This is a genomic window from Pseudomonas sp. MM211 (assembly GCF_020386635.1).
Lineage (GTDB): Bacteria > Pseudomonadota > Gammaproteobacteria > Pseudomonadales > Pseudomonadaceae > Aquipseudomonas.
The window spans coordinates 1,007,737-1,019,507 of record NZ_CP081942.1; the positions used below are offsets into that span (position 1 = coordinate 1,007,737).

Sequence of the window (11,771 nt, forward strand, 5' to 3'; positions counted from 1 at the left end):
CGCAGCGGGCGCCAAATGGCGCCCGCCTGCTAACCCGATAGGTGTGAAATGGCAGGCGCAAAAGAGATTCGCAGCAAGATTGCGAGCATCAAAAGCACGCAGAAGATCACCAGCGCCATGGAAAAGGTGGCGGTCAGCAAGATGCGCAAGGCACAACAGCGCATGGCAGCTAGCCGTCCCTACGCGGAGCGTATCCGCCAGGTAATTGGTCATTTGGCCAACGCCAACCCGGAATACCGTCATCCCTTCATGATCGAACGCGAAGTAAAGCGCGTCGGTTACGTGGTGGTGAGTTCGGACCGTGGTCTGTGTGGTGGCTTGAATACCAACCTGTTCAAGGCCCTGGTCAAGGACATGTCGGCAAACCGCGAGCGCGGCGTGGAGATCGATCTCTGCGTGGTTGGCAGCAAGGGCGCGGCATTCTTCCGCAACTTTGGTGGCAACGTCGTCGCTGCGATCAGCCACCTCGGCGAAGAGCCGTCGATCAATGATCTGATCGGCAGCGTCAAGGTGATGCTCGATGCTTACCTGGAAGGGCGCATCGACCGTTTGTCCGTGGTTTCCAACAAGTTCATCAATACCATGACCCAGAAGCCGACCGTGGAGCAGTTGATTCCACTGGTGGCCGATCCGGATCAGGAGCTGAAACACCACTGGGACTACCTGTACGAACCCGACGCCAAGCAGCTGCTTGACGGGCTGATGGTGCGCTACGTGGAGTCGCAGGTGTACCAGGCAGTGGTCGAGAACAACGCAGCCGAACAGGCCGCGCGGATGATTGCGATGAAGAATGCCACCGACAACGCTGGCGATATCATCAAAGACCTGCAGTTGGTTTACAACAAGGCACGTCAGGCAGCGATCACCCAGGAAATTTCGGAAATCGTCGGCGGCGCTGCCGCGGTTTAACGGTTCAAATATTCAGAGGAACCAAAGATGAGTAGCGGACGTATCGTTCAAATCATCGGCGCCGTCATCGACGTGGAATTCCCGCGTGACAAGGTGCCGAGTGTTTATGAAGCGCTGAAAGTAGTCGGCGCCGAAACCACTCTGGAAGTTCAGCAGCAGCTGGGCGACGGCGTGGTGCGTACCATTGCGATGGGTTCGACCGAAGGCCTGAAACGTGGCCTGGACGTCGACAGCACTGGCGCAGGCATCCAGGTACCGGTCGGGGTGAAAACTCTGGGCCGCATCATGGACGTACTGGGCAACCCAATCGACGAAGCTGGCCCGATTGGCGAAGAAGAGCGTTGGGGCATTCACCGTCCTGCGCCGACCTACGCCGAGCAAGCTGGCTCCAACGAGCTGCTGGAAACTGGCATCAAGGTTATCGACCTGGTTTGCCCGTTCGCCAAGGGCGGTAAAGTCGGTCTGTTCGGTGGTGCCGGTGTCGGCAAGACCGTGAACATGATGGAACTGATCCGTAACATCGCCATCGAGCACAGCGGTTATTCCGTGTTCGCCGGTGTGGGTGAGCGTACTCGTGAGGGTAACGACTTCTACCACGAGATGAAGGACTCCAACGTTCTCGACAAGGTAGCCCTGGTCTACGGTCAGATGAACGAGCCACCAGGCAACCGTCTGCGCGTAGCACTGACCGGCCTGACCATGGCCGAGAAGTTCCGTGACGAAGGCCGTGATGTTCTGTTCTTCGTGGACAACATCTACCGCTACACCCTGGCCGGTACCGAAGTATCCGCACTGCTCGGCCGTATGCCGTCTGCAGTGGGTTATCAGCCGACCCTGGCCGAAGAAATGGGTGTTCTGCAAGAACGCATCACTTCGACCAAGACCGGTTCGATCACCTCGATCCAGGCCGTATACGTACCTGCGGACGACCTGACTGACCCGAGCCCGGCGACTACCTTCGCCCACTTGGACGCCACCGTCGTACTGTCCCGTGACATCGCTTCCCTGGGTATCTACCCAGCGGTCGATCCACTCGACTCGACTTCGCGCCAGCTGGACCCGAACGTGATCGGCCAGGAGCACTACGACACCGCTCGCGGCGTTCAGTACGTGCTGCAGCGCTACAAAGAGCTGAAGGACATCATCGCGATCCTCGGCATGGACGAACTGTCGGAAGAAGACAAGCAGCTGGTATCTCGTGCTCGTAAGATCCAGCGCTTCCTGTCCCAGCCGTTCTTCGTGGCCGAAGTCTTCACCGGTTCGCCTGGCAAGTACGTTTCCCTGAAGGACACCATCGCTGGTTTCAGCGGCATCCTCAAAGGTGATTACGATCACCTGCCGGAGCAGGCGTTCTACATGGTCGGCGGCATCGAAGAAGCCATCGAGAAAGCGAAAAAACTGTAATCACCCGTGCGCCCGGCAACGGGCGCTTACGTGAGGCTAGATATGGCTATGACAGTCCATTGCGACATCGTCAGCGCAGAAGGCGAGATCTTCTCCGGTCTGGTCGAAATGGTGATCGCCCACGGCAACCTGGGTGATCTGGGGATTTCCCCGGGCCACGCACCGCTGATCACCGACCTCAAGCCGGGCCCGATTCGTCTGGTCAAGCAGGGTGGCGAAACCGAGGTGTTCTACATCTCCGGTGGCTTCCTCGAAGTGCAGCCGAGCATGGTCAAGGTACTTGCCGATACCGTGCAACGTGCCGCCGACCTGGACGAAGCCTCTGCTCAGGAAGCCGTCAAGGCTGCCGAGAAAGCGCTGAGCGAGCAGGGTGCCGAGTTCGACTACGGTTCTGCCGCTACGCGTCTGGCCGAGGCCGCAGCCCAGCTGCGCACCGTCCAGCAACTGCGCAAGAAGTTCGGCGGTAGCTGATACCTGCGGGCTTCATCGTTGCTTGGTAAAAGGGTAGCCTTGGCTACCCTTTTGCTTTTCTGCCGTTTTCATTTCGCAGCCGACCCGCGTGGCTGCGATTGCCAAGGAACCGCTCCCCATGTCCCTCGATATCGTCATCCTCGCCGCCGGCCAAGGCACCCGCATGCGTTCCGCTCTGCCCAAGGCCCTGCACCCGGTGGCCGACAAGCCCATGCTCGGTCACGTCGTCGACACCGCCCGCAGCCTGCAGCCACAGAGCATTCAGGTGGTGATCGGGCATGGCGCCGAGAAGGTTCGTGAGCGACTGGCGGCGGACGACCTGAATTTCGTCATCCAGGCCGAGCAGCTCGGCACCGGCCACGCGGTGGCTCAGGCGCTGCCGCAGCTCAGTGCCGAGACCGTACTGATCCTCTACGGTGACGTGCCGCTGATCGAGACCGCGACCTTGCAGCGTCTGCTGGCTCTGGTCAATGACGACCAGCTCGGCCTGCTCACCGTCGAGCTCGCCGATCCAACTGGGTACGGGCGCATCGTGCGGGACGATCAGGGCGTGGTGCAGGCCATCGTCGAGCACAAGGATGCCAGCGAAGCGCAGCGGCAGATCCGCGAAGGCAATACCGGCATTCTCGCGGTGCCGGGCAAGCGTCTGGCCGACTGGCTGGGGCGGCTGTCGAACAGCAATGCCCAAGGCGAGTACTATCTGACCGACGTGATCGCCATGGCAGTGGCCGACGGCCTGGTGGTGGCCACCGAACGTGCCGCCGACGAGATGGAAGTGCTCGGTGCCAACGACCGCATCCAGCTGTCGCAGCTGGAGTGTCATTACCAGCAGCGCATCGCCCGCCGCCTGATGGCGCAGGGCGTCACCCTGCGTGACCCACATCGTTTCGATGTGCGCGGCGATGTCACCGTGGGCCGTGATGTGACCATCGACGTCAACGTGATCCTCGAGGGCCGGGTGATCATCGAAGACGATGTGCAGATCGGTCCCAACTGCGTGGTCAAGGACAGCACCCTGCGCAAGGGCGCCATCGTCAAGGCCAACAGCCATCTGGAAGGTGCCGAAGTGGGTGAGGGTGCCGATTGCGGCCCGTTCGCCCGCCTGCGTCCTGGCAGCGTGCTGGGCGCCAAGGCCCATGTAGGTAACTTCGTGGAGCTGAAGAATGCCGTGTTGGGTGAGGGCGTGAAGGCGGGTCACCTGACCTACCTGGGTGACACCGTCATCGGCGCGCGTACCAACATTGGCGCTGGCACCATCACCGTCAACTACGATGGCGCCAACAAGCATCAGACGGTGATCGGTGAGGATGTATTCATCGGCTCCAACAACTCGCTGATTGCACCTGTGGATATCGGTGCTGGTTCCAACACGGCTGCCGGCTCGACCATTACCAATGACGTGCCACCCAAGAACCTGGCCGTCGCCCGTGGCCGCCAGCGCAATATCGAAGGCTGGCAGCGCCCTGAAAAGAAGCGGTAAGCTCCCGTAGCTTGGGTTGAGCGAAGCGATACCCAGGAAATACCAGCTACCGATGAGCCTGTGGATAACCGCTAGATAGCTGGCTTCGCTTCATCACGACATACAGGAGTCAACGCATGTTCGGTGTAACGGATTACAGTGCTTTTGTGGTGGCCTTCATCGTACTGCTGGCGATTCCTGGCCCCGGGAACCTGGCGCTGATCTTATCCACAGGCAAGGGTGGGTTTCGCGGCGGTCTGGCATCGACTTTGGGCATCATCCTCGGTGATCAAGTGCTGATGTGGCTGGCTGTAGCCGGAGTGGCTGCTTTGCTCAAGGCTTATCCCGCCGCCTTCCATCTGGTGCAGTGGCTGGGCGCTGCTTATCTGATCTGGCTGGGCGCGCGGATGTTGCTGGCCAAGCCAGGCGCTGCGCCAACCCTAGATATAAAACCGCGCCAGTACCTGCGGCAGACCTTGCTGATCACCCTGTTCAACCCCAAGGCCATCATCTTCTACATGGCTTTCTTTCCGCTGTTCATCGACCCGCAGCGTCATCAGGGCATCCTCACCTTCGGCTTTTTGGCCGTGACCATTGCGGTACTGACCTTTCTTTACGGGCTGATAGTGGTGCTCTGCAGCCATTTGCTGGCGGAGCGCATGCGTGCCAACCCTCGCATTGGCAGGGGTCTCGAAAAGCTGGCTGGGCTGTTTCTGATCGGTTTTGGGGTCAAGCTGACCCTCAACTGAAAGGGTGGCGAAGCATCGGAAAGCTGGAGTTGTGGATAACTTTATCGACAATTTGCTTGCTCGGTAACTTGACTCTAAAGCTTCGTTAGGTTTTGATTTGCTCCATTATCTTTCGAATCGAAACTTAAGCATGTCGAAGCGCAACACACCGCAGCGTCGTCACACCATTCTCACCTTGCTCGCCGAGCAGGGTGAGGTGAGCGTGGACGCGTTGGCCAAGCGCTTCGCGACGTCCGAAGTGACCATCCGCAAGGATCTCGCCGCTCTGGAAACCAATGGCCTGTTGCTACGCCGCTATGGCGGTGCGGTGCCGTTGCCCCAGGAACTGATCGTCGAGAGCAGTCAGCCGATTTCCCCTTACAAGCAAGCGATCGCCCGTGCCGGTGTAGCGCGGATTCGCGAGCATGCGCGGATCATCATCGACAGCGGCACCACCACGGCGGCGATGATTCCCGAGCTGGGCCACAAGCCCGGCCTGGTGGTGATGACCAATTCGCTGAGCGTGGCCAACGCCCTGAGCGACATCGAGCACGAGCCGGTGCTGCTGATGACCGGCGGCACCTGGGATCCGCACTCGGACTCCTTTCAGGGGCAGGTCGCCGAGCAGGTGCTGCGCTCCTATGATTTCGATCAGCTGTTCATCGGCGCCGACGGCATCGATCTGCAGCGCGGTACCACCACCTTCAATGAATTGCTGGGCCTTTCACGGGTGATGGCCGAGGTGGCCCGTGAAGTGATCGTGATGGTCGAGAGCGACAAGATCGGCCGCCGCATCCCCAATCTCGAGCTGCCCTGGAGCAGCGTGCACACCCTGATTACCGATGAGCGCCTCGCTGACGAGGCGCATGAACAACTCTTGGCTCGCGGGATCCAGTTGATCTGCGCGGTAGCTGACGCTTCCTGAGGAGAACGCTATGTGTGGCATCGTAGGCGCCATCGCCGAACGTAACATCACCGCTGTGCTGGTCGAGGGCCTCAAGCGCCTCGAGTACCGCGGCTACGACAGCGCCGGTGTGGCGCTGGTCGATGATCTAGGCGCATTGCAGCGTCGTCGTCGCGTCGGCAAGGTCAGCGAACTGGAAAGCGCGCTGAACAGCGAGCCGCTGCCAGGTCGTCTGGGTATCGCCCACACCCGCTGGGCGACCCATGGCGTGCCGACCGAGAACAATGCTCACCCACACTTCTCCAGTGATCAGCTGGCTGTCGTGCACAACGGCATCATCGAAAACCACGGCCCGCTGCGCGAGCGCCTACAGGGCCTGGGTTATACCTTCAGTTCCGATACCGATACCGAAGTCATCGTGCACCTGCTCGATCACACCCTGAAAACGCAGAGCGACCTCGCTGACGCGCTGAAGGCGGTGGTCAAGCAGCTGCAGGGTGCTTACGGTCTGGCCGTAATCAGCGCCGCCCGTCCTGATCGTCTGCTCGCCGCGCGCAGTGGCAGCCCGCTGGTGGTGGGTCTGGGCCTGGGTGAGAATTTCCTCGCCTCTGACCAGCTCGCCCTTCGCCAGGTCACCGATCGTTTCATGTACCTGGAAGAAGGTGATATCGCCGAGATCCAGCGAGACAGCGTGCAGGTCTGGGATACCCACGGCAATGTCGTGCAGCGAGAAGTGGTGCAGTACCACGAAGGCGCCGATGCGGCCGACAAGGGCGCGTTCCGCCACTTCATGCTCAAGGAAATCCACGAACAGCCCACCGTCGTGCAGCGCACGCTGGAAGGCCGTCTGGGCAGCGATCATGTGCTGGTACAGGCCTTCGGCCCTCAGGCTGCCGAGCTGTTCACCAAGGTGCGCAACGTACAGATCGTCGCCTGCGGTACCAGCTACCACGCCGGCATGGTCGCCCGTTACTGGCTTGAAGGGCTGGCGGGCATTCCTTGCCAGGTCGAAGTGGCCAGCGAGTTCCGCTATCGCCGCGTAGCGGTGCAGCCGGACACCCTGTTCGTCAGCATCTCCCAATCCGGCGAGACCGCCGACACCCTGGCCGCCCTGCGCAACGCCAAGGCCGACGGCGGTTACCTGGCCAGCCTGGCCATCTGCAACGTCGGCATCAGCTCGCTGGTGCGTGAATCCGACCTGACCCTGCTGACCCACGCCGGCCCCGAGATCGGCGTCGCCTCGACCAAGGCCTTCACCACTCAACTGGTCGGCCTGATGCTGCTGACCCTGGCCCTCGGCCAGGTCAAAGGCACCCTGGAAGACGGTGTGGCTGCCGAACTCGTCGAAGAGCTGCGCCGCCTGCCGGCCCGCCTGGACGAAGCGCTGGCCATGGACAAGATTGTCGAGAAGGTCTCCGAGCTGTTCGCCGAGAAGCACCACACCCTGTTCCTGGGCCGCGGCGCTCAGTACCCGGTGGCGATGGAAGGCGCGCTCAAACTCAAGGAGATCTCCTATATCCACGCCGAAGCCTACCCGGCCGGTGAACTGAAACACGGCCCGCTGGCCCTGGTGGATGCAGATATGCCGGTGGTCACCATCGCGCCGAACAACGAGCTGCTCGACAAGCTCAAGTCCAACCTGCAGGTAGTCCGTGCCCGTGGCGGCGAGCTGCTGGTGTTCGCCGACGAGCAGGCCGGAATGAGCAATGGCGAAGGCACCCACGTGGTGAACATGCCGCACATCCACGACGCCCTGGCGCCGATCCTCTACACCCTGCCGCTGCAGTTGCTGTCTTACCACGTGGCTGTGCTGCGCGGCACCGACGTCGACCAGCCGCGCAATCTCGCAAAATCGGTAACGGTTGAGTAACGGAAAATGTGCAGGCATATCGCGTAGCCTTGCAGATCTTTTTAGCTGGATCGGTCGTTAAGGAGTCGAGCATTGAGTCACAAGAGCAAAGCGATTCTCTGGGCCAGCATGGGGTTAAGCCTGTTGCTGTTGGTTGTCACGCTTCGTTTGTTCTCTGTTTGGGCGACGACGCTTCCGCTGGATGTGCCGGTACGGCTCGACCAGGACAGCACCCTGGAATTTCCGGTCAAGGTTCGAACCCTCGAGTTCGATACCTTGGCTGTGGTGTTTTCTACCGGTGAGCTGCCGCTGTATACGGTGCGCAAGCTGTCTGGCGGGCCGATCTGGGAAAATGAGCAGTGGGTCGAGTATCCGCCAGCGCCGATGACGGTGGCCTGGAAGCTGCTGACTCCGGCAGGTGAGCGGGTGTCCGAAGGGCAGGGAGACGTAGGGCAAGAGTTAACCAGCTATGGCAGTGACGAGATTACTCGTGCCGTAGCGCGCATTCCCATGGAGCCTGGGGACTATCGCCTTCAGGTGAACGTGCTGACACCCGATGCACGCTTTGCTGAAGTAGCCACGCGGCTGGTGGTGGTGGCGCAAGGCAAGGGGCAGACCTGGCAATCGGGCGTTGCCTGGTGGGGCGCGATAATCTCGGGCGTGCTGCTGATTCCGCTGATGGTCATCTGCGGCTTGTTGACCCTGCATCACTACACGCGCTGGCGTTACGGAGCACCTGCGGCGGATTGACTGGTGAGCCAGCAGCTTTCAGCGAAAGGGATGAGCGCGAGCCCTGGAAGCGTATGCGTGGTGCCAGCCCGAAATGCCAAAGGGGCTCCTATACAATGAGTGCTCCGCAAGGGAGCACTCATTTGTGAATGTCAGCTGACAGTAAGTGATGTTCCTCAGGACGCAGCGTCAACACGCGTACACCATCACCGGTAACCGCTACGGTGTGTTCGAACTGCGCCGACAGCTGGCCATCACGGGTTACGACGGTCCAGCCATCGCGTTCGGTACGCACCCCAGGCTGGCCTTGGTTGATCATCGGTTCGATGGTGAAAACCATGCCTTCGCGCAGGGTCAGGCCGGTTTTTGCTTTGCCCCAGTGCAGCACCTCCGGCGGCTCGTGCATTTCCTTGCCGATGCCATGCCCGCAGTACTCGCGCACCACCGAGTAGCCGTGGGCTCGGGCGTGCTTTTCGATAGCGTGACCGATATCGCCCAGCCGGCCGCCCGGGCGCACGGCTTGGATGCCTTTCCACATTGCTTCATAGGTAACTGCGGCAAGCTGCCGGGCCTGTGGAGAAACGTCGCCGATCAGGTAGGTTTTGCTGGAGTCGGCGATGTAGCCGTTCTTCTCCAGGGTGATATCGAAGTTCACCAGGTCACCGCTTTGTAGAGTCTCGCCGGCACTGGGTACGCCGTGACACACCACCTCGTTGCGTGAGGCGTTCAGCGCATAGGCATAGCCGTACTGCCCCTTGCTGGCAGGGCGGGCCTGGAGCTGCTGGACGATAAAGTTATCCACAAGGTCGTTGACCTGCAGGGTCGACATGCCCAGCAGACTGAGGCTATCCAAATGGCTGAATACGGATGCCAGCAGCCTGCCGGATTCCGCCATGAGGGCGATCTCTTCCGGCTTCTTGATCATACCGCTGCTTCCACATGGCGAGGGGGCACCACACCGGCAGCGCGCATCTCTGCGGCGATCACTTCGTTGAAACTCAGCGTCGGGTTCATCTCGCACAACATGCCGATGCGGATCCAGAAGCCGGCCTGGGCGTTGATCGAGCGGCACGACACGCTGCTCGCCTTACGAATCTGATCGTGCAGCTCGTCTTCGATGTTGACGATGCCCATGGGTGCTCCTGATATACGAAATGTATATGGATCATATATCAGCGCTCGAATCTCTGCCATTGCCGTGCTACCGGACGGATCGCGCACTGGGCCGTATTTCCTGACTCTACCCGTCGGCTGATCTACGTCAGTGGTTGTAATAAGAACGATTCGCGAATAATGTGCGCGGTCGCCAGCATATCCACGCTGTTGTTTGCGCTTGTCGGCCTCGGAGGGCGTCCATGTCGCTACCTGAAACGGATTCCATCGTTCCGCTCGATGTTCTCTACGGCACGCACCACTGCTGGCTAAGTGGCTGGCTGCGGCGTTCGCTCGGCTGTTCGCAGCAGGCAGCGGATCTGGCTCAGGACACCTTCGTGCGGCTGCTGACGCGTGGCAAGCCGATCAGTGATCGCGCACCACGCGCGTTGCTGGTTCGTGTCGCCCGCGGCCTGGTGATCGACCATTGGCGACGTGATGCGCTGGAGCGTGCCTACCTCGACGCATTGGCACAGTTGCCCGAAGCCAGTCACCCGTCGCCGGAAGTACGCCACGAAGCGCTAGAGTGCCTGGAGCGAATCGCCGCCTTGCTCGACGGCCTCAAGCCCGCCATACGCGAGGCCTTCCTGCTCTATCAGCTCAGCGGCCTGACCCATCAACAGATTGCCGAGCAACTGGGCATTTCCAGCCGTACCGTCGAGCGGCACGTGGCCAGCGCTTTGTTGCACTGTTACCGGGGCTGCTTCGAGGCAGCGCTATGAGCGTAGCCGCCGAGCGTTTACCTGAGGCCATCGTATGCGCGGCCATTGAATGGCAGATGCGTCTGCGCGATCACGCTGGTGGCGAGGTACATGAGCAACTGCAGGAATGGTTGGGGCGCGATGCGCGTCATCGACTGGCTTGGCAGCGCCTGCAGCAGATGGGTGGGCTATTCCAGGCAAGCCAGCTGCCGGATGCGGCGTACACCATCCCCTTATTGCGCCGTGCCGAAGCCGACCTGGGCCGGCGACGCACGCTGAAGTTACTTGGTTTCGGCCTGGTGGCGGGCGGTGCCACGCTGTTGGTGACGCAGACCTCGCCCACCTGGCGGGCCGACTTCGCCACTGCGACGGGTGAGCGTCGGCGCATCAGCCTGGGCGCGGCTGCCGAGGTGGTGCTCAATACCGGCAGCGCTTTGGATGTAGAGGGGCAGGAGTTGATCCTGCGCGCTGGTGAAGCATTGGTGGAGGGCGCGGACTGGCACGCGCGCTGCCGTTTCGCTACGTGCCAGGGCCGCGATGCCAGCGTGCTGCTGCGCGAGCGTGACGATTACAGTGAGATTCGGGTGCAGCGCGGCGAAGTGCTGGTGTCCACCGCAACCGGCCAGTTGCGGCTGCGGGTTGGCGATGGGGTCGGTGTGTCAGCAGCCGGCACGACCACCCTCGGTCAAGGATCTATAGACCCCTTTGCCTGGGCACGCGGTCTGCTGGTGGTCAGCGACATTCGTCTGGCCGACTTCCTGGCCGAAGCGGGGCGCTATCGAAAGGGGTGGCTGGGCTGCGATGCCGCCGTGGCCGATCTACATCTTTCCGGAGTTTTCCGCCTGGACGAGCCGGAAGTGATGTTGCGCAACATCACCCACCTGCTGCCGGTGAGGATCGTCGAGCGTACGCGCTGGTGGGTACGGGTGATGCCGGTGGCCTGAGGCGGATCGCGAGTGGCTGTTTGAAGGCAGAAGCGGACGGTGGATGCAGAGCTTTCTTTTTGTAGGAGGGGCTTTAGCCGCGAGCTCTATTGAAGAGCAAAGAGCTCTTGGCTAAAGCCCCTCCCACGAGATCGCGACCGGCCGCTCTCGCCTTATAGGCGCCGATGCAGCGAGCGTCTTGCGAAATAACCTGTCGGACTTTTCCGGCTCGCCCGGTTAGAGGGAATCACTCTCTCAATGGATACTGTCATGCGTTCTGCCAGCCCCCTGCCGTTTCAGCCTCAGCCTCGTACATTGTCGGGTGCCATCTGCCTGGCGCTGGCCTTGCTCGGCGGCACGGCGAGCCTCACCGTGCAGGCTGCCTCGCCAGTTATCGCTGCCGTCGCGCCGAGCATCGCGGCTGGGCCGCTGGAGCAGGCGTTGAGTGCTTTCGCCGAACGTGCGGGCATCACCCTGTCGTATTCCCCCGATGTGGTCGCGGCCTGAGTAGCCCGGGCCTTTCCGGTGGCGGCTCGCTGGAG

General features: G+C 61.3%; 13 protein-coding genes. 11 read left to right on the forward strand and 2 right to left on the reverse strand.

The window, feature by feature from the left end; all coding sequences use genetic code 11:
• The first annotated feature begins 48 nt into the window (after positions 1 to 48).
• From atpG to K5Q02_RS04560, 8 genes are all read left to right on the forward strand, one after another.
• Positions 49 to 909, forward strand: a complete 861-nt coding sequence (gene atpG, locus K5Q02_RS04525; RefSeq protein WP_042556077.1) for a F0F1 ATP synthase subunit gamma — start codon at positions 49 to 51, stop codon at positions 907 to 909.
• A 27-nt stretch (positions 910 to 936) separates the two neighbouring features.
• Positions 937 to 2,313, forward strand: a complete 1,377-nt coding sequence (gene atpD / locus K5Q02_RS04530) for a F0F1 ATP synthase subunit beta (RefSeq protein WP_131179397.1) — start codon at positions 937 to 939, stop codon at positions 2,311 to 2,313.
• Positions 2,314 to 2,355: 42 nt separating this feature from the next.
• Positions 2,356 to 2,784, forward strand: coding sequence for a F0F1 ATP synthase subunit epsilon (locus K5Q02_RS04535; RefSeq protein WP_042554474.1), 429 nt, complete (start codon positions 2,356 to 2,358; stop codon positions 2,782 to 2,784).
• A gap of 118 nt (positions 2,785 to 2,902) precedes the next feature.
• Complete coding sequence (gene glmU / locus K5Q02_RS04540) at positions 2,903 to 4,264, forward strand: bifunctional UDP-N-acetylglucosamine diphosphorylase/glucosamine-1-phosphate N-acetyltransferase GlmU (RefSeq protein WP_225836806.1); 1,362 nt, start codon at positions 2,903 to 2,905, stop codon at positions 4,262 to 4,264.
• A gap of 116 nt (positions 4,265 to 4,380) precedes the next feature.
• Positions 4,381 to 4,992 carry a LysE family transporter gene (locus K5Q02_RS04545; RefSeq protein WP_225836807.1) on the forward strand — a complete coding sequence of 204 codons (612 nt, stop codon included), beginning with the start codon at positions 4,381 to 4,383 and terminating at the stop codon, positions 4,990 to 4,992.
• A gap of 130 nt (positions 4,993 to 5,122) precedes the next feature.
• Positions 5,123 to 5,896 carry a DeoR/GlpR family DNA-binding transcription regulator gene (locus tag K5Q02_RS04550; RefSeq protein WP_225836808.1) on the forward strand — a complete coding sequence of 258 codons (774 nt, stop codon included), beginning with the start codon at positions 5,123 to 5,125 and terminating at the stop codon, positions 5,894 to 5,896.
• Positions 5,897 to 5,906: 10 nt separating this feature from the next.
• A complete protein-coding gene (gene glmS, locus K5Q02_RS04555) occupies positions 5,907 to 7,745 on the forward strand; it encodes a glutamine--fructose-6-phosphate transaminase (isomerizing) (protein ID WP_225836809.1) in 1,839 nt (612 codons plus the stop codon).
• 72 nt (positions 7,746 to 7,817) lie between these two features.
• Positions 7,818 to 8,474 (forward strand): hypothetical protein, encoded by a 657-nt coding sequence (locus tag K5Q02_RS04560; protein ID WP_225836811.1) that lies wholly within the window; start codon positions 7,818 to 7,820, stop codon positions 8,472 to 8,474.
• A gap of 118 nt (positions 8,475 to 8,592) precedes the next feature.
• On the opposite strand, the gene map is transcribed toward K5Q02_RS04560, so the two are convergent.
• Both map and K5Q02_RS04570 read right to left on the reverse strand, forming a co-directional pair.
• A complete protein-coding gene (gene map / locus K5Q02_RS04565; protein ID WP_225836813.1) occupies positions 8,593 to 9,378 on the reverse strand; it encodes a type I methionyl aminopeptidase in 786 nt (261 codons plus the stop codon).
• The gene (locus K5Q02_RS04570) at positions 9,375 to 9,587 is read right to left on the reverse strand and encodes a ParD-like family protein (protein ID WP_225836815.1); all 213 of its coding nucleotides are present in this window, start codon (positions 9,585 to 9,587) and stop codon (positions 9,375 to 9,377) included. Before K5Q02_RS04570 ends, map begins: the two co-directional genes overlap by 4 nt.
• A gap of 221 nt (positions 9,588 to 9,808) precedes the next feature.
• On the opposite strand from K5Q02_RS04570, the gene K5Q02_RS04575 reads away from it, so the two are divergent.
• The 3 genes from K5Q02_RS04575 (at position 9,809) to K5Q02_RS04585 (ending at position 11,736) form a co-directional block, all read left to right on the forward strand.
• A complete protein-coding gene (locus K5Q02_RS04575; protein WP_225836826.1) occupies positions 9,809 to 10,327 on the forward strand; it encodes a sigma-70 family RNA polymerase sigma factor in 519 nt (172 codons plus the stop codon).
• Positions 10,324 to 11,250: a DUF4880 domain-containing protein gene (locus tag K5Q02_RS04580; RefSeq protein WP_225836828.1), complete on the forward strand. Its 927-nt coding sequence runs from the start codon at positions 10,324 to 10,326 to the stop codon at positions 11,248 to 11,250. Before K5Q02_RS04575 ends, K5Q02_RS04580 begins: the two co-directional genes overlap by 4 nt.
• A 249-nt stretch (positions 11,251 to 11,499) precedes the next feature.
• The gene (locus K5Q02_RS04585; RefSeq protein WP_225836833.1) at positions 11,500 to 11,736 is read left to right on the forward strand and encodes a hypothetical protein; all 237 of its coding nucleotides are present in this window, start codon (positions 11,500 to 11,502) and stop codon (positions 11,734 to 11,736) included.
• Positions 11,737 to 11,771: the final 35 nt, after the last annotated feature.